The organism is Blautia sp. AF32-4BH, from assembly GCF_003460565.1.
Taxonomy (GTDB): Bacteria; Bacillota; Clostridia; order Lachnospirales; family Lachnospiraceae; genus Fusicatenibacter; species Fusicatenibacter saccharivorans.
Genome location: NZ_QTVL01000005.1, coordinates 30,774 through 48,982, shown reverse-complemented (window position 1 = coordinate 48,982; position 18,209 = coordinate 30,774). Strand labels below are relative to the sequence as shown.

General features: G+C 47.2%; 18 protein-coding genes. 12 read left to right on the top strand and 6 right to left on the bottom strand.

The annotated features are described in order from the left end of the window. Window positions 1-22 precede the first annotated feature (22 nt). The 5 genes from DWZ44_RS07810 to DWZ44_RS07790 all read left to right on the top strand — a co-directional run bounded on the left by DWZ44_RS07810 (window position 23) and on the right by DWZ44_RS07790 (window position 6,727). On the top strand, window positions 23-1,867 hold the full coding sequence (locus DWZ44_RS07810) for an ABC transporter substrate-binding protein (RefSeq protein ID WP_117804602.1): 1,845 nt from the start codon (window positions 23-25) through the stop codon (window positions 1,865-1,867). Window positions 1,868-2,013: 146 nt separating this feature from the next. Beyond that, on the top strand, window positions 2,014-4,155 hold the full coding sequence (locus DWZ44_RS07805; RefSeq protein WP_117804670.1) for an ATP-binding protein: 2,142 nt from the start codon (window positions 2,014-2,016) through the stop codon (window positions 4,153-4,155). A gap of 173 nt (window positions 4,156-4,328) precedes the next feature. After that, complete coding sequence (locus DWZ44_RS07800) at window positions 4,329-4,793, top strand: MarR family winged helix-turn-helix transcriptional regulator (RefSeq protein WP_022463031.1); 465 nt, start codon at window positions 4,329-4,331, stop codon at window positions 4,791-4,793. Further along, window positions 4,777-6,126, top strand: coding sequence for an MATE family efflux transporter (locus DWZ44_RS07795; protein ID WP_117804601.1), 1,350 nt, complete (start codon window positions 4,777-4,779; stop codon window positions 6,124-6,126). Before DWZ44_RS07800 ends, DWZ44_RS07795 begins: the two co-directional genes overlap by 17 nt. Window positions 6,127-6,289: 163 nt before the next feature. Then, entirely contained in the window at window positions 6,290-6,727 is a 438-nt protein-coding gene (locus tag DWZ44_RS07790; RefSeq protein ID WP_022463033.1) for a MarR family winged helix-turn-helix transcriptional regulator, read from the top strand. 90 nt (window positions 6,728-6,817) lie between these two features. Here DWZ44_RS07790 and DWZ44_RS07785 read toward each other — a convergent pair whose 3' ends face one another. Together DWZ44_RS07785 and DWZ44_RS07780 are read right to left on the bottom strand one after the other, a co-directional pair. Continuing rightward, window positions 6,818-7,459, bottom strand: coding sequence for an endonuclease III domain-containing protein (locus DWZ44_RS07785; RefSeq protein WP_022463034.1), 642 nt, complete (start codon window positions 7,457-7,459; stop codon window positions 6,818-6,820). A 45-nt stretch (window positions 7,460-7,504) separates the two neighbouring features. After that, entirely contained in the window at window positions 7,505-8,380 is an 876-nt protein-coding gene (locus DWZ44_RS07780) for an AraC family transcriptional regulator (protein ID WP_022463035.1), read from the bottom strand. A 167-nt stretch (window positions 8,381-8,547) separates the two neighbouring features. Here DWZ44_RS07780 and DWZ44_RS07775 point away from each other — a divergent pair, with 167 nt between their 5' ends. From DWZ44_RS07775 to DWZ44_RS07760, 3 genes are all read left to right on the top strand, one after another. Continuing rightward, window positions 8,548-9,498: a phospho-N-acetylmuramoyl-pentapeptide-transferase gene (locus DWZ44_RS07775; RefSeq protein ID WP_117804600.1), complete on the top strand. Its 951-nt coding sequence runs from the start codon at window positions 8,548-8,550 to the stop codon at window positions 9,496-9,498. Window positions 9,499-9,801: 303 nt separating this feature from the next. Continuing rightward, window positions 9,802-12,120 (top strand): alpha-xylosidase, encoded by a 2,319-nt coding sequence (gene yicI, locus DWZ44_RS07765; protein WP_117804598.1) that lies wholly within the window; start codon window positions 9,802-9,804, stop codon window positions 12,118-12,120. Window positions 12,121-12,208: 88 nt separating this feature from the next. Continuing rightward, complete coding sequence (locus DWZ44_RS07760) at window positions 12,209-14,236, top strand: glycoside hydrolase family 31 protein (RefSeq protein ID WP_117804597.1); 2,028 nt, start codon at window positions 12,209-12,211, stop codon at window positions 14,234-14,236. A gap of 84 nt (window positions 14,237-14,320) precedes the next feature. Here the strand turns inward: DWZ44_RS07760 and DWZ44_RS07755 are convergent, their stop codons facing one another. Together DWZ44_RS07755 and DWZ44_RS07750 are read right to left on the bottom strand one after the other, a co-directional pair. Further along, window positions 14,321-15,142: a hypothetical protein gene (locus DWZ44_RS07755; RefSeq protein WP_117804596.1), complete on the bottom strand. Its 822-nt coding sequence runs from the start codon at window positions 15,140-15,142 to the stop codon at window positions 14,321-14,323. After that, window positions 15,123-15,758 (bottom strand): helix-turn-helix domain-containing protein, encoded by a 636-nt coding sequence (locus tag DWZ44_RS07750; protein WP_117804595.1) that lies wholly within the window; start codon window positions 15,756-15,758, stop codon window positions 15,123-15,125. The genes DWZ44_RS07755 and DWZ44_RS07750 overlap by 20 nt, the downstream gene beginning before the upstream one ends. A gap of 149 nt (window positions 15,759-15,907) precedes the next feature. On the opposite strand from DWZ44_RS07750, the gene DWZ44_RS07745 reads away from it, so the two are divergent. Next, window positions 15,908-16,183, top strand: coding sequence for a hypothetical protein (locus tag DWZ44_RS07745; RefSeq protein ID WP_055265064.1), 276 nt, complete (start codon window positions 15,908-15,910; stop codon window positions 16,181-16,183). On the opposite strand, the gene DWZ44_RS07740 is transcribed toward DWZ44_RS07745, so the two are convergent. After that, window positions 16,169-16,369: a Uma2 family endonuclease gene (locus DWZ44_RS07740; protein ID WP_117804669.1), complete on the bottom strand. Its 201-nt coding sequence runs from the start codon at window positions 16,367-16,369 to the stop codon at window positions 16,169-16,171. The two genes, DWZ44_RS07745 and DWZ44_RS07740, sit on opposite strands and share 15 nt — an antisense overlap. Window positions 16,370-16,407: 38 nt before the next feature. Next, on the bottom strand, window positions 16,408-16,650 hold the full coding sequence (locus tag DWZ44_RS07735) for a hypothetical protein (RefSeq protein ID WP_055265060.1): 243 nt from the start codon (window positions 16,648-16,650) through the stop codon (window positions 16,408-16,410). A gap of 136 nt (window positions 16,651-16,786) precedes the next feature. On the opposite strand from DWZ44_RS07735, the gene DWZ44_RS07730 reads away from it, so the two are divergent. From DWZ44_RS07730 to ruvX, 3 genes are all read left to right on the top strand, one after another. Then, window positions 16,787-17,269, top strand: a complete 483-nt coding sequence (locus tag DWZ44_RS07730; RefSeq protein WP_416388409.1) for a glycoside hydrolase family 3 N-terminal domain-containing protein — start codon at window positions 16,787-16,789, stop codon at window positions 17,267-17,269. 206 nt (window positions 17,270-17,475) lie between these two features. After that, a complete protein-coding gene (locus tag DWZ44_RS07725) occupies window positions 17,476-17,739 on the top strand; it encodes an IreB family regulatory phosphoprotein (RefSeq protein ID WP_022461716.1) in 264 nt (87 codons plus the stop codon). 11 nt (window positions 17,740-17,750) lie between these two features. Further along, entirely contained in the window at window positions 17,751-18,194 is a 444-nt protein-coding gene (ruvX, locus tag DWZ44_RS07720; protein WP_022461717.1) for a Holliday junction resolvase RuvX, read from the top strand. Window positions 18,195-18,209 lie beyond the last annotated feature (15 nt).

The following is an 18,209-nucleotide window of genomic DNA, read 5'->3' as shown; positions in this document are numbered from 1 at the left end:
AAAGAATGAGGAAAATACGAGGATGAAAAAGGCAAAACAATGTCTGACAGCATTACTGCCAGGTGTGCTTTTAGCAATTACTGTTTTGTCTGGCTGTGGACAATCTCAAAAAGCAGTATCTAAAAATGACGATCACCTTACCGTGTATCTGTGGGAAAATCGTTTAATGAAAAATATTGGACCCTATATCCATGAGCAGTTTCCAGATCAGGATATTGAGTTTATTACCGGTAACAATGATACCGATTTATATAGCTATTTTGAGGAACATGGTGAACTGCCGGATATCATAACCGTACGTCGATTTTCTGGAAAAGATGCACAGGATCTGGAGCCATATCTAATGGATTTTGCTTCTTATGACGTGGTTTCCAGGTATTACTCCTATGCATTGCAATATTATAAAAATTCAAAAAATGAGATTCAGTGGCTTCCTATCTGCGGTATACCGCAGACGATTATTGCCAACAAGACATTGTTTGAACAGTATGGAATCAAGATACCGAAAAACTATAAGGAATATGCACAGGCATGCCAGCAATTTTATGATAATGGTATAAAACCGTATTCCCTGGATCTTGCAGAAGACTGGTCTGCTCATGAGGTGATTCAGACAGGTGCAATTGGGGAATTCATGAGTCTGGATGGAATCGAATGGAGAAGCTCAGCTGAAAGTGCATCAGGGGATATCGCGTTTGATGATGCGTTATGGAAACGTATTTTTTCAGAAACCAATACATTTTTGAAGGACTCACATTTTACAAGTGATGATATCAGCGTCGATATTAATACTGCAACGCAGATGTTCCTTGTGGGAAAAGCAGCAATGTTTCATGGTTATCCGGCACTTATGCAGGAATTTCAGGAACAGATGGATGCAGAATTAACTCGTATACCGTTTTTTTCACAGATTTCGGATGAAGCTTTTATAAATATGACCCCTTCTCTGAATATTGCATTTAACAAAGAACTGGAAAAAGATCAGGAAAAACTGGACCTGGCATTCGATGTCCTGGAGTGTATGATTTCAAAAGAAGGACAAACATTGATCGCAGATGGAAAGGGTGTAATTTCATTAAATGTAGATGTTCCAAACATGATGGAAGATGTACCTGGACTGGAAGATGAAATTAATAATAATTCTGTTTATATCCGATATTCTGCTCAAAAATCATTTTATGCCAGTCTTGAGGCTGTTCACGGATTATTGTCAGGGGAAATGGATGAAACACAGGCTTATGATGCTTTTCGCAGCACAATGAACAGTAAGGATTCAAAAGAAGAAACCACAGTTAATTTTGAAAATGAATATTCCATTTCGCTAAATGATAAAAACGGTCGTGATGCGGCATCTTCTATTTTAACTACGATTAGAGAAGAAAAGGATGCTCAGCTGGCTTTGGCACCATATTATTATTTTACTTCCTCCATTTACAAAGGGGAGTGTACCTGCAGCCGGGTTGGTCTGATGACAGCAAAGAGTTCAGATACACCATTATACCTGGCAAAAATCAATGGCAAAGAGATTTATGAACTTGCGGAGAAATATCTTGCTGATTCTGATGAAAAATTCCATATAACCAATAAATATGAATTACCAATTGCATCCGGTATGAAAATAATCGTCAGGCAGGAGGAAAACGGATTCTCATTAAAGGACATAGAAGTAAATAAGAAAAAAATCGACAAAGAAAAGGAGTACTCTATTCTTCTTACAGAAACCACAATGTCTGTTTTGAAAAAAATAAATCCGGAATGTGAGATCAGGCGGCTTGGTAACACAACATTATCAAGTGCATGGACCGCAGCAATGGAAAACGGACAGCAGCCGTCAGCACCGGAAGATTATATAGAGGTTGAAAAATAAAAGTGGGAACAGAACAGGCGAAAACAAAAAGAAAAAAGATGATAGTACCATTGTTCTTTTTAATTCTTATCTTTTTAAACTTAATTTTTGTAAAGCTCCTTTTGAACAGGATGAACAGCTATATCGCAGAAAACGGGAAAAGCAGTATGGGAGCAGTTGTTGAACAGATACAGCAGACCTATGATCTGCAGGTGAATGGATACTACAGTCGGCTGCATATGCTTGAGGATTTTCTTACTCAAGAGGGAGTGAGATCTATTGAACTGGATAGAAACAAGAAGTTCTTTGAGGCATGGCAGAAAGAATCTGAAAGTACACTTATATTTCTCCAGGAAAATGGAAAGGCAATAACCACTGATGGAACAAAACTTCGGGTTGACATGCCAAGTAAACTTTTGTTGGATTTGAGGAACGGATATAATATTGGAAAATTGGTTTCTCTTGATTACAACCAGAAGAAAAAAGATGGTTATCTGGTTGCAATTCCATGTCAGGAATATACGATTAAGGGGGAAACTTATACGGCAATTGGAACCTTGTATGATCATTCAAAATTAGATTCCATGTTAAGTGTGAAAAGCTATAACGGGAATGCGTATCTGTTTATGCTGGATAACGACGGAAATATTACTTATACAAATCAGAAAGAAGATAAATTTTTCAGGAACTATTTCTTGTTAAAGCATTTAAAAGGAGATCAGGCTATCACTGAGGAAGAGGCTGATTCTCTTCAAAAAAAGCTGGATGGCAGAGAACAGGGGGTAGAACTTGTGGAAAGTGACAAACCTTACTATCTGGGATACTGTCCGATAGAAAATAATAACACCATGCTGATTTGTATTGTAGAAAAAAGTGTTGTAGATAATGTACTAAGAGACTATCAGAAAACAATAGTGTTTGAAACAATACTCATGGCAGGTTTTATACTTTTGCTTTTTGCCGGATTATTCTACAGTATTTCCAGACGCAGTCTTGCTGAGCAAAAAGCTGAATACGAAAAAAGAAATAATGAGATTCAGACGCAGGCAATGAAGGATATGGAGGAGTCCAATAAAAAACTGAAAAAAGCAAAGGACATTACAACGGAAGCCTTGCAGACCGCTGAAAATGCAAATAAGGCGAAAACGGATTTCCTGTCCAATATGTCACATGATATTCGTACACCAATGAATGCAATTATCGGCATGACATCATTGATCAGACATGATGCCGGTAATAAAGCGAAAGTAATAGAGTATGCAGATAAAATAGACATTTCATCACAGCATCTGTTAGGAATCATTAATAATGTTCTGGATATGAGCAAAATTGAGGCAGGAAAAACAGTTTTTAAGTATACCGATTTTTCCATCTTGGATTTTATTACAGAACTCAATACCATATTCCATTCACAGATAGACGAAAAAAATCAGACTCTTACAATCATAAAAGAAAACATCCGGCACGAGTGGGTGAACGGAGATCAGGTTCATCTGATGCAGATTTTCAGCAACTTGGTTTCTAATGCAGTGAAGTACACGCAGGAAGGTGGAAAAATTCAGTTTCTGGTAGAAGAATGTGAGACAAAGTCATCTGTCTACGCAAAGTACCGTTTCTTGGTCAGCGATAATGGCATGGGAATGTCGGCAGATTTCAAAGATACAATTTTTGATGCTTTTACTCGTGCTGAAAGTTCTATGACGAATAAGATACAGGGAACTGGTCTTGGAATGGCTATTACCAAAAATCTGGTTGAAGCAATGGGAGGCACCATTGATGTGGAGAGTGAACTGGGCCAGGGAAGCTGTTTTGAGGTTCTTATAGATCTGAGAATAGCAGAAGATAGATTTGTTTCTTCAGCAGAACAGGCAGAAAAGGATGAACCGGCTGGCAATGTCCTGAAAGGAATGAGGTTTCTGTGTGCAGAGGACAATGAGCTGAATGCAGAAATCCTGATGGAATTGTTAAAGATTGAGGGTGCAGAGTGTACAATCTGTGAAAATGGTAAAAGGGTCTTAGAGGCATTTGAGCAGTCTGCTCCGGGGGATTATGACATGATCCTGATGGATGTGCAGATGCCGGTTATGAATGGTTATGAGGCAACAAAAGCAATCCGAAGAAGCTCCCATGAACTGGCAAAGACAATTCCAATCATTGCTATGACCGCCAATGCGTTTTCTGAGGATATCCAGCATTCTCTGGCAGCCGGTATGAATGCCCATGTTTCAAAACCGGTTGAGATGAAGGTACTGGAAAAGACGATCAGAAGCATAAAATCCGGCGGGGGGCACCGAAATGCAGCTCATTGAACAGTGACAAATGGATATGGAAAAGAGCTGATGAAAGAATCTGGCATTGCCAGAACTTTCAATCAGCTCTTTTTTATCATCAGTTCCCTCTTGACATTTTTTCATTTCCTGCTATACTTATCAAAAGTAATTACTAAAGATAACTAATTTTTAAACAGAAAGGAACCTTTTCCATGACACAGGAAAAATTAAAGCAGTTCCTGGATGCGTGTTTTGATGCAAAGCGTCTGATCGAGAAGCTCCCGGACCTGCCGGACGGTATGAAGCCGCGGCAGGTGCATGTGCTGGATGCGGTGAATGAGATTCAGAAAAAGCAGGGCTTCTGCCGCGTCAGCGACATCAGCAGCTATATGAACACAACGCTGCCGAGCATCACCAAGCTGGTGCAGGAACTGGAGGAGAGAAATCTTCTCGTGAAACAGGCGGATGAAAAAGATAAGCGCGTGATCAACCTGACACTGACCGAAGAGGGAAAAGAGTTTGTGGAACTCCGCGTGACGCACTTTCACGGGGAATGGGCATCCCGCCTGCCAGATCTGGACGACGCGGTGGTGGACGAATTTGTGCATGCAATCACACGGATGCAGGAAACGATGCCGGGAATAAAAGGAGTGAAAAACAATGGCAAAAGAAAATAAGAAAGAAGTATCGTTTGTAGAGGGACCGATTTTCCAGTCCCTGATCCGTTTTGCGCTGCCGGTGCTCGGCGCGCTGATTCTGCAGGCGGCTTACGGTGCGGTCGACCTTCTCGTGGTCGGCTGGTTCGGCGATGCGTCGAGTATTTCCGCTGTCGGAACCGGAAGCAACTTCATGCAGATGGTAACATTTATCATCACCAGCCTTGCGATGGGTTCGACCGTTATGATCGGCCAGCACATCGGCGAGGGCAAGCCGGATAAGGCCGGCAAAACCGTGGGAACCTCGATTGTTCTGTTCGCCATCATCGGTGTCGTCATGACGGTGATTCTGGAGCTGTTCGCAGGCCCGATCGCCAATATTTTACAGGTCCCGGCGGAGTCTTTTGACAAAACCGTCCTCTACCTGCGGATCTGTTCCGGCGGTATTCTGATCATCATCGCGTACAACGTCATCAGCAGCGTGCTTCGCGGAGTCGGTAATGCAAATCTGCCGCTTTTATTCGTCGGCATCGCCTGCGCAGCCAATATTGCCGGAGATCTGTTCTTCGTCGGTGTGCTGAAACTGGACGTTGCGGGAGCAGCGCTTGCGACGGTTCTGGCGCAGCTGATTTCTGTCATCGCCTCCATGGGTGTGTTGAAAAAAGGCAATCTGCCGATTGAATTCAAAAAAGAAGACTGCCGCATCGACCATGACGAGCTGAAGAAAGTCCTGAACGTCGGTGTGCCGATCGCGCTGCAGGAGACGACCGTACAGATTTCCTTCCTTGTGATCAACTCGATCATCAACGGCATGGGCCTTATGCCGTCCGCCGGATACGGTGTGGCGCAGAAGCTGACCTCATTCATCATGCTGATCCCGTCCTCTGTGATGCAGTCTGTGTCAGCATTCGTGGCACAGAACACCGGAGCCGGAAAGAAAGACCGCGCGTGGAAGGGCTTCCTCACCGCAATCGCAACGGGCTGCTCTCTTGGAGTTGTGATTTTCTGCATCGGTTTCTTCGGTGGAAGTGTCATCTCCAGAATCTTCACGAGCGATCCGGCCGTTATCGAGCAGAGCGCCGCTTACCTGCGCGGTTTCGCACCGGAATGTATTCTGACCTGTGTGCTGTTCAGCAGCATCGGATACTTCAACGGCCGCGGCATCAGCATCCCGGTTATGATCCAGGGAATCACCTCCGCCTGCCTGATCCGTATTCCGCTGGCGCTGTTCTTCTCACACCTGCCGAATACGAACCTGACCTTCGTCGGCATGTCCACCCCGATCACAACCGTATACGGCATCTGCTTTTTCATGATCTGCTTTGCACGGTTAAAGAAAAAAGGGCAGATGTAATTGAATCAAACATAACAGAACTGCCTGGGAAACGGCACGGAGTGATCCGCCGTTTCCCAGGCAGTTTTTGGTATTGTTTGTCCGGAACTTTTTTGATACAATACAGACAGAAAGAGCGGAACCCTGTTCAGAAGGGACAGAACAGACGGAAAGGGGAAGAGGAGTGGATAACAGAGAAATCATCAATGAGACACTGGTCCATCTGTTTCACGAGATACAAAAACTGGAAGAAGAGGCGATCATCACCGAGGATTTCAAGGATCTGACGAACAACGATATGCACATCATAGAAGCCGTCGGCCTGGAGGGCGGCAATATGTCATCGATCGCGGCAAAGCTCGACATCACGGTCGGATCGCTGACAACGTCGATGAACAGTCTGGTGAAAAAAGGCTACACCGAGCGGGAGCGCAGCGAGAAGGACCGCCGGATCGTCTACATCCACCTGACCGGAAAGGGACGGCAGGCATTCCATCATCACGCAAAATTCCACGAGCAGATGACGGATGCCGTGATGGCGGAACTCGGAGAAGAGGAAGTGCAGGTGCTCGGGAAAACGCTGAAAGCGCTGACGGACTTCTTTCGGTCATATAAAAAATAGAAACAAAAAGGCTTTTGCAGCCGGGACAGAATCAGAAAAATCTGTCCGGTATGCAAAAGCCTTTTTCGCATGGAAACGCATAGAAAAATGCTATTTTTCTACGCCGTTCTTCTCACAGATATCCGCGAGCACACACCGTTCACAGTGCGGTGTCGTCCTCGCAGTACAGACCTCGCGTCCGTGCTCCACAAACCGGTGGCAGAGCGAGCTTCCTTCTTCCGGCGGCACAATTTTCCAGAGTGCCATCTCCACCTTCTTCGGATCCTTGCAGTCATGCACGAGCCCGATGCGGTTGCACAGCCGGATGCAGTGCGTATCCGTCACAATCGCAGGCTTTTTGAATACATCGCCCATAATCAGGTTCGCACTTTTCCGTCCCACGCCCGGGAGCTTCAAAAGTGCGTTAAAGTCATCCGGCACCTGGCTGTGGTACTCGTCGCGCAGCATGCGCATGCAGGCGTTGATGTCGCGTGCCTTGCTCTTTCCAAGACCGCACGGCCGCACAATTTCCTCGATTTCCTCCGGTGTCGCGTTTGCCAGCGCATCGATATCAGGATACTTTGCGTAGAGATCCTCCACCACAACATTGACCCGCGCATCGGTGCACTGTGCGGCCAGGCGGACACTGACGAGCAGCTTCCACGCCTGGTCATAGTCAAGCGTACAGTCGGCGTCAGGATATTCTTGTTTCAAACGTTCAATGACGGCAAGCGCCAGTTCTTCTTTTGTCATCGTGTTAAACTCCCATTCTCAAAGATATAAAAACAGCGAAAGCTATCAGGATCCTTTCTCGCGTGCTGCCTTCCGAAGCTGCAGCGGCGTCGTGTGAAACCGCTCGCGGAAGAGGCGGTGAAACAGCTTATCGTTTGTAAAGCCATGCTTTTCCGCGAGCGTGCCGACCGGCAGATCCGTGGCGATCAGGTCGCGGTAGATGCGGGAAAGACGGTAGGAATTCAAGTATTCCAGATACGTCGTTTCCATGTTCTGGCGGAAGAAGCGGCAGAAATATTCCGGCTGCAGCGAGACAACATCGGCAGCCTCCTTCAGCGTAATCGGCCGCTGGTAATTTTCCTGCGTGTACGTCAGAATCGTATCGAGCCGTGTCTGCGTCCGGGAGCTCATCGGGTGGTGCGCAAGCGGGCTCTTCTCAGAAAATTTCGTGTAGAGCAGATCGAGAAACGTAAAAAGCTCCCGCTGGAACGTCAGCAGATAGCCGTCGGGCATTTCCTCATGAAGCTGCATCATCGAAAGCAGAAGACGCCGGAACTGGCTGATATTTTTCTGCACTTCCGGATTCGTACTGTCGTAGTCAATCGAGAACCAGAGCTGTGACGGATCAGGCAGATAGTTCGCAAGGAACGCATCCGGAATCTGCATCAGAATCGAGCGGTTTCCCGTGGACGGACAGCGCGCCGTGTGGATACGCCCGGAATTGATCAGCAGAAATTGCCCCGGAAGGACGGTCTTTGTGCGGTCCGAGAGCGTGACAATGGAGGAACCCTCCAGAATATAAATGATTTCCAGCGCGTCGTGCCAGTGCGGCGGCGAAAAACTGCCGAAATCGTCGGTTACACGAAATTCGATGCTGCGGTTCGGCTGCAGCGTGATGTGTTCCTGGCGTGTCTGGCGCGGCAGATGATCTTTGCGTGGCATAAAAAACTCCTTTTTTGTTCAACTTAGTGTATCACTATCTTATCACGAAACCCCCGAATTGGGTATAGCAATTTTTGTATGAAGTTGTTATAATAAATGAACACAAAGCCACGTCACATACGGCTTCGTGCAAACTCAATCTAAAGAAAAGTGAAGGAAGAAAACGTATGTATCAAGTATGGAGTAATTTTTTAAATCCCGGCCAGATCGCCATGCTGGGAATCGTGGTCACCTTTCTGCTGACCTTTCTGGCGTTAAAGCATCCATTTTCCTTTCTGCCGAGCGATCACGGCAGAGAATTTGCCGTAAACGGCGGCCTCTCCCGCGGAAAATTGCGCGGCGTCGGCCTCGTGATCGTCATCTGTTTCCTGATCGGAAGCGTATTGTTCCTGCCTCTTGGCGCCGAGTATGTGATCTACGCGATCCTGCTCGTCTGCATCATGCTGAGCGGCTACCTCGATGATGCATCCGAAACCCCGTGGAGCGATTACAAAAAAGGCGCGATTGACCTCGTCATCTCCATTGTGACCGTCATCACCTTTGTGAATTACAATTCCACCACGATCTGCTTCGGAAGCATGTCCCTTACCATTCCGAAAGTGGTCTACATAATCCTCGGCATCATCCTGATCTGGATTTCGATCAACGTTACAAACTGTTCCGACGGTGTCGACGGACTCTGCGCGAGCCTTTCCTGCGTGGTTATCTTCGCGTTCAGTATGATTTTCCACGATGTCCTTGGAAGCTTCACCGTAGCCAATTACCTGTTCGTGGCAGCGCTTCTCGCGTACCTGTATTTCAATACCTCGCCGAGCAGCATGCTGATGGGAGACGCCGGTTCGAGAGCACTTGGCTTCTACATCGCCATCCTTGCCATGCAGTCCCGCCATCCGTTCTTATATCTGCTGATGGCAGGCGTGATGATCGTCGACGGAGGAATCGGTCTTGTCAAAGTATTTTTACTCCGTTTCCTGAAAATCGCGATCCTCAAAAATACAAGAACACCGCTGCATGACCATGTCCGCCTGAAATACAAATGGTCCGACAGTCAGGTTGTGATCCGCTTTGTGATCCTGCAGATCCTGCTGGCAGTTGTTGCCTATCTGATTGTGGCATAAAGAAAAAACAAAAGAAGAAAGATGGGAGTGTGTCCCGGCAAAAGTAACTGGAAATGAAACAGGATACTTTTGCGGGACACACTCCCGTTTTGCATATTGGAACCAGAAAAAGGTTCAAACCGGAAAAAAGATAATATCGCCGTATTTTTTCACAGAATCCTCCCTGTTTTCGACAGGAAAAGTGTGGTAGGATAAAATTACCAAAAAACGTCAGCCTGAAACAGGAATTCTGTAAAAAATGATGAAAAGAGAGCGCTTTTCATCCTCTGTTTCGGGCGCATCAAATCAGGAGGTAATGAAAAGATGAAATTCACAGAAGGTTACTGGCTTCCGAGTGAAAAAGCAAATGCATCCCATGCAATGCAGGCTTATGAAGTAGAGCAGATCCCAGGCGGTATGCGTATCCTGGCTACCACCCGCCCGATCGAGCACAGAGGTATGACCCTGAACCTGCCGACCATCACCGTTGAGTTCGTGGCACACACACCGGATACCATCTCCATGGAAGCATGGCACTATGAAGCCTACGACAACAAAGTTCCGTCCTTCGACAAAACAGAGAGCGTATACGAGGACGTAACCGTTACCATCAACGACGATGAGGCAGTTCTCGACACCGGAAGCGTACTGGTACGCGTACAGAGAAAAGGAATCTTCGCTTACACCTTCGAGGCAGACGGAAAAGTCCTGACCGGAAGCGGATTCCGCAACCTTTCCTATATCAGATGGGATCGCAAGCAGAGCACCATGCTGCCGGCACCGAACTACATGACCGAAAAATATCAGCCATACATGGTAAGTGAGCTGTCCCTTGGCGTAGGTGAGTGCGTATACGGCCTTGGCGAGAGATTCACCCCATTCGTGAAAAACGGACAGGTTGTCGATACCTGGAATGAAGACGGCGGTACTGCATCCGAGATCGGATACAAATGCGTACCATTCTATATGACAAACAACGGCTACGGTATTCTCGTTGACAGCACCGACAACGTTTCCTTCGAAGTAGCAAGCGAAAAAGTTGAGTATGTCGGCTTCTCCGTACCGGGCGAGAGAATCAAATATTATCTGTTCCACGGCCCGTCACCGAAGAAGATCATGAACGAGTACACCGCACTGACCGGACGTCCGGCACTTCCTCCGGCATGGTCCTTTGGTCTGTGGCTGTCCACATCCTTTACCACAAACTACGACGAAGAGACTACCACATCCTTCATCGAGGGAATGGAAAAGAGAAATATTCCGCTGAGCGTTTTCCACTTCGACTGCTTCTGGATGCACGAATTCCACTGGTGCGATTTTGAGTGGGACAAGAAATGCTTCCCGGATATCCGCGCAACCTTAAAGAAATATCACGACAAAGGTCTTCACATCTGTGCATGGATCAACCCGTATATTGCACAGGGAACCACATTCTTCAAAGAAGGCGCTGCAAACGGCTATCTGCTGCAGAGAGCAGACGGAAAAGGCGTATGGCAGACCGACAACTGGCAGGCAGGTATGGGCCTTGTGGACTTTACCAACCCGGATGCGGTCAAATGGTATACCGATAAACTGAGAACTGTTCTGGACTGTGGCGTAGACTGCTTCAAGACCGACTTCGGCGAGAGAATCCCGGTTGACGTTGTTTACCACGACGGAAGCGATCCGCAGGCAATGCACAACTACTATACATACCTGTACAACCAGGCAGTATTCAATCTGTTAAAAGAAGTAAAAGGCGAGAACGAGGCAGTTCTGTTTGCAAGAAGTGCAACAGCAGGAAGCCAGAAATTCCCGGTACACTGGGGCGGCGACTGCTCTGCAAACTATCCGTCCATGGCAGAAACCCTGCGCGGCGGTCTTTCCTTCGCGATGAGCGGCTTCTCCTTCTGGAGCCATGATATCTCCGGATTCGAGAGCACCGCAACACCGGATCTGTACAAGAGATGGTGCGCATTTGGACTGATGTCCACCCACAGCCGTCTGCACGGATCCACAAGCTACCGTGTGCCGTGGCTGTTCGACGAAGAGTCCTGCGACGTAGTAAAATTCTTCACCAACCTGAAATGCTCGCTGATGCCGTACATTTTCCAGAAATCTGTAGAGGCACACGAGGAAGGAACCCCGGTAATGCGCCCGATGGTATTCGAGTTCATGAACGACCCGGCCGTTCCGTATCTGGATCAGCAGTACATGTTAGGTGATGCCCTTATGGTTGCACCGGTATTCCGCGAGGATAAAGTTGCACAGTACTACCTGCCGGAAGGCACCTGGACTGAGCTTCTGACCGGCGAGACAAAAGAGGGCGGCAGATGGTATCAGGGAACCTACGACTACTTCTCCATGCCGCTGTATGTAAGAGAGAACAGCATCGTAGTAAGAGGAAACTGCGACACCAGACCGGATTACGACTACGATGACCACGCAACTGTTTGCGTATATCAGTTAAAAGACGCAGCCGAGACAAAGGTTTCGGATATCCACGGAAACACCGTATTCACCGTGAAAGCAGTTAAAGACGGCGATGCAGTGAAAGTGTCCGTAGAAGGCGCACATACCGAACTGAAAGTAGAAGTCTTCGTCGGAAATGAAAAGAAAGAAGCTGTTCTGGCAGCAGATGCAAGCGAAGTTGTTGTTGCATAAACATCGGAATGTAAGAATATAGGGGAGGGAGAGGCACGGAAAAGAAAATTTTTCTGTGACCTCTCCTTTCAAAAAGGAGGAAAAAACAATGCGTTTTCAGACAGAAAATGGTGTACTAATTGCACAGGCAAACGGAGAAACACTGCGGATTGAGCCGTGGGGAAAAGATTCCTTACGTGTCCGCGCAACGATGCTTCCGGGATTTTCCGGAAAGGACTGGGCACTGACCGAAGTGCCGGAAAAAACAGAGGCAAAAGCAGAGCAGTTTGAGGTCGATCATCTGGAAATCGACGGATCGATGGGAAAAAGAACCAGCGCATCGATCACCAATGGAAAACTCCGTGCTGTGGTCAACTTTGCAGGCGTTATCACCTTCTACAAAGAAGATCAGGAAATTTTAAGAGAATATCACCGGTGCTACGACGGAACGATCAGCAAAGAGAGCCGCTGCTTAAAAACGGTCAACCGTGAGTGGAAAGGTGTGATCGGCGGAAGCGAATACAGCCTGAACCTGAAATTTGAGAGCAACGACGAAGAGAAGATTTTCGGAATGGGCCAGTATCAGCAGAAATACATGGATCTGAAGGGATGCACCCTGGAGCTGGCGCAGCGGAACTCCCAGATCAGCGTACCATTCGCCGTATCCAGCTTAGGATATGGTATGCTGTGGAACAATCCGGCTGTCGGACAGGTAACCTTCGGAAAGAACTACACCGAATGGACTGCACGCTCGACCAAAGATATGGACTACTGGCTGACCGCAGCCGATACACCGAAAGAGATCCTGGAAAATTACACCGCAGTGACCGGCCGCGCGCCGAAATTCCCGGAGGACCGTATGGGCCTGTGGCAGTGCAAGCTGCGCTACCGTACGCAGGAGGAAGTGCTTGAAGTGGCACGCCGCTACCAGAAGGAAGGCATCAAAATCGATCAGGTTGTCATCGATTTCTTCCACTGGACCGTACAGGGCGACTGGAAATTCGATGAAAAATACTGGCCGGATCCAAAAGCCATGGTGGACGAACTGCATTCCATGGGAATCAAAGTTATCGTTTCCGTATGGCCAAGCGTAGACCGGAAGAGCGAGAATTTCTGGCCGATGCTGGACCGCGGCCTGCTGATTAAAACAGAGCGCGGCGCCCTGCAGACGTATGATTTCCAGGGGGACTGCGTGGAAATCGATGTGTTCAACCCGGAAACCAGAAAATACGTCTGGGAAGTCTGCAAGAAAAACTATTATGATTTTGGAATCGATGCCTTCTGGCTGGACAACTCAGAACCGGATTTCGGCGTTTACGATTTCGATCATTACCGCTATATCGACGGACCTGCTCTTTCCTGCAGCAATATCTATCCGCAGCTGTACAGCCGTGTCTTCTATGACGGCATGAAAGCAGAAGGAGAAGAAAATATTGTAAACCTGCTTCGCTGCGCCTGGGCCGGAAGCCAGAAATACGGAAATGTTGTATGGTCCGGCGATGTGCCGAGTACCTTTGAAGCCTTCTATGATCAGCTCCAGGCCGGCCTTAATATGGGTCTTGCCGGCATTCCGTGGTGGACAACCGATATCGGCGGCTTTATGACAGATGATGTCAACGACCCGGATTTCCAGCAGCTTCTGATCCGCTGGTATGAGTTTGCCGTTTACTCTGCTGTTTTTCGTATGCACGGCGACCGCGGACCGCACAACATTCCACCGCTCGATGACCGTGATTTTGGCGGCGGCTACCTGTATACCGGCCAGTCCAATGAACTGTGGAGCTATGGAGAAGAAAATTACCGGATCATGAAAAAATATTACGACATCCGCATCAGCATGCACGATTACATCAAACAGCTGTATGACGAAGCATCCGAAAACGGTTCTCCGCTGATCCGTACCATGTTCTACGAGTTCCCGGATGACAAAAAATGCTGGGAGCTGCAGGATCAGTATATGTTCGGAAGCGAATACCTGGTAGCGCCGATTTTCCATCTGAACGAGTTCGAGCGTGAAGTATATCTTCCGGCAGGACGCTGGGAAGACACCAGAGACGGAAAAGTGTACGGAGGAGGACAGACCGTTCTTGCCGCCGCACCAATCGATTCGATTCCGGTATTCAAGAAAATAGCATAAGATCGTGTAAAAAGGTCAAAAAAGAAAACAGTACAGAAGACACACACAGCGTGGGGACTTTTCTGTACTGTTTTTACTTTGTCTCTAACTGCGCATCAGATATCCATATTTGCGCATCTGTCGGCGTATGATTTGCTCAACACGCTGGCGGATTTCCAGAGGGTAGTAATCGGCCAGAGAAGCCAGTTCCGTGCGGACATCTTTTGGCGTAAAGGAAAAGTGAAGCTGGATACCGTATAATTCCTCCGCAGCATCCAGCTGTGTATCAAAATCAGAGCTGAAAGGTTTGGCTTCGATGCGTTCCATACAAACATCCATCGGCAGATCCAGAGGGTAGTCATTGCTGGTGTCTGCAAACAGGCATAAACCCTGATCGAACAGGGGACTTAGAGAATATTGCGCTGTTTCTGTATCATATAGAACAGCGATGTTGTTGGTGTGCCGGTCTTCATTCAGAAAGAAGGCATCAATTTCCAGCATAGCGGTCAAATATGCGCCGAAGTTCTGAATTCCCGTCATGTTTTCTAACTGGTCTGCCAGAAAACGAATGCGTTCCGCAGGTTCTGAAAAAGCAGCAAGTGAGATTGCCAGACTGTCTCCGGTATTCTGACGGTACAGTTTTTCCAATGGGATCAGCATCTGATTTGCTTTTAGAAAATCAGGACTGGAACAGCCACTGCGGAGAGTGCCGCGGTATGCAATCCGAACAGGCTGATACAGGACAAACGGATGGGAAAGAGTGCTTTTTTGCAGTAAATGAGACACCAGTGTCTCCGAGAGTCCCTCATATCCCATATAGTCGGATTTGTACCAGATATTACCGATTTTCCACTTGAGCTGGTCCCCTTTTGAGGTGTGATCTGTTTTTTTGACAGGCAGCTGATTATCAAGACGGATCTGTTCCATGGCGTGCCTCCTTATTCTTCAGAATCAGGATCCATTGCTCGTCACCGGCCATTCGCCCATCTGTTTTTTCAATGATAAGCAGCGGATCATAAAAGGGAAGTCCCATTTCTTTTAAAATATCTTTGGCATGATCGCGTGTTTTGGGAAAACAGCGGCTTTCCAGAAACCAGGTAAAATCATCCCAGGTCGGATGCTCCACAACGCCAAAGGCACGAAGCGGAATTTTTTTTGTGTAATTCTGGATTGCAATTTTCTCATGACGGAAGTCGATATCAATCGTTGTGCAAAGCTGATCGCGGTAAAGAAAACACATCCGCGTTTTGACATCGGGATCCGTGCTGAAACAGTGAGCACGGGCAATTTGATTGTATACTGTCTGCCTGCTGACCTGAAAGGTGCGCGCGATCTCGGCAATACTTTTTCCCTGCTGCTGCATGGCAGCCATCTGAATGATTTGCGGCAGCGAAAAAGCTGGTTTTCTTCCAGCCGCATGGCGCAGTGCTTCTTTTTTCGCTAACTGCTGGTATTGTTTCGCGTCTTTGGAAAGCCTGCGCAGCTCCTTTGGGTCCGTTGTTCCAAAGATCTCGTAAATCTGTTGCTCAAATGTGTTTTTCATGCAATCACCTCGTTTCTGCCATTACTGTATCACAGAGATCTGAAAGCGTCAAGAAATCATTTATTGACAAAAAACGAACTGATTGAGAAAAGTTACGGCTCGCAGATGTCTGAGAACAGCAATCATGGCGATGAAAGAACTTCCCTGCAGTGCAGGCAAAAGCTTGGCAGAAAAAAGCAAAGGCAGACCCCATTCTGCGTGAAAAACTGCTTCAGACAAGGGAAAATCCGAATCCAATCCACGCATTCTGCGAAATCTGCCATGCCTATGGCGTTTCCATCTATGAAATGGATCTTGCCATGGCAGGTGAAGAATTTTACGCAGAAATCAAACGCAGCACCAATGGCGGCGGAGAAAATTCCCCGGCGCTTGAAGGGGAAGATGACTTCTATGAGCTGTTTCTGGCAGCGTTAGAAAATATATGATTTTTTGCGAAGAATGTAAGTATTGATGAGTGTAGAAAGCTGCATGGATAGTGCCTGATGAACCTGCGAAGGGCTTGCCATGTCGTAGACGACACCGTCAAAAACTTCGAAGCGTTTCTCTTCTGGAAGCATTTCATACTGTTCCAGCGTGACTTTTTCGAGCTGTGGTTGAAGAACTGGCGTCATAAAATACACATCTTTTCCCAAAAATGAAATGAAATCGCTTAAAATTCTTTCTTTAAATGTTCTGCGAGAATCGTATCGTAATCGCCTTCGATTTCCTCATCGCGCCCTGCATACCGCAGATTGGTCTCCACGCCGACCGGCTCCACATCGTCTGCAAATTCCCAGATATGATACCGCAGACCGCGGTGCTCAAAGTCGATGCTTCCGCAGTTGTCCTCTTCCGTATAGGAAAACGTGATTTTTTTCTCGTTTAAGACAGATTGAATTTGTGTCATATGCATAAAGCGTGATACCTCCGATTTTGTAGTTATCTGGAATAAAAAACAGCTACATTTGTTTACATTAGTATAGAACAGGGCGGGAGAAAATTCAATCGAAATTCTGGTCAGAATCATCGCAGCAGCTCTCACACGCGGTGTGCAGAGACAGCACGGGGTCGGAACGACCATCAAACATTACGCCTGCAACAATCAGGAAGAAAACCGCCGCGGCGTATCGAGCATCGTCTCCGAGCGCGCTCTGCGTGAGATCTATCTGAAGGGCTTCGAAATTGCAATCAAAGAATCCCAGCCAAAGGCGATCATGACCTCCTACAACAAGGTAAACGGTGTCCACACCGCCAACAGCTACGATCTGTGCACAACCGCTGCAAGAAAGGAATGGGGCTTTGCCGGCATCATCATGACAGACTGGACCACAACAAACGCCGACGGAGGCTCCTCTGCCGCAAAATGCATTGCTGCCGGAAACGATCTTGTGATGCCGGGAACCGAAACCGACCGCCGCGAAATCCTGGATGCGCTGAGTGCCGAAAATGACCAGTATCTCGAGGAAAAAGACCTGACCGCCTGTGCCCAGAGAATCCTGGAAATGATTTTTACTTCCAATTCATATGAATAATGCGGCGTTTTCAGGGATAAAATAACATCAGAAATAGCTGCCGCCTCTTCGCAAAGCAAAATTTTCCATGCGGGCTTTGAATATTACAGTTCGCTGAGATGCAGTGAACTGTAACATTCAAATAGTTGGGCAATTTCACGATTGAAATTTCCCATAACATGTATTAGAATATAAATGATATCAATAAATACGAGGACGTGAAAAGAATGTCAGGATTAAGTAACACACAATATTTTAAAGTAAAAACAGAGCCGGAGATTCAGGTAAAAGAGGTACTCGAAACCGTTTACAACGCCATGGTAGAAAAAGGGTATAATCCAGTCAACCAGATCGTAGGCTATATCATGTCAGGCGACCCGACGTACATCACAAGCTTTAAGGGAGCCAGAAGCCTGATCATGAAAGTAGAGCGTGATGAACTGGTAGAGGAACTGTTAAAAGAGTACATCAAAAATGAATCCTGGAAGTGAGCGTAATTACTATGAGAATAATGGGATTAGATTACGGCTCAAAAACAGTAGGGGTGGCAGTCAGCGACGCCCTGGGTCTTACTGCGCAGGGAATCGAAATTGTCCGCAGAAAATCGGAGAATAAGCTGCGTCAGACGCTGGCCCGGATTGAAGAGATAGCAAAAGAGTACGGCGTGGAAAAAATCGTACTCGGCTTCCCGAAACATATGAACAACGACATCGGAGAGCGGGCCGAAAAATCTCTCGAGTTCAAAGAAATGCTGGAGAGACGGACAGGCCTGCCCGTTGTCATGTGGGACGAGCGGCTGACAACGGTCGAAGCAGACCGCACCATGATGGAAACCGGAATCCGCAGGGAAAACCGCAAGGAGTACGTAGATATGATTGCAGCTGTTTTTATCCTGCAGGGATATCTGGACTATCTTTCCCATCAGAAGGAATCACAGGAAAACTGAACAAAGGAATATTGT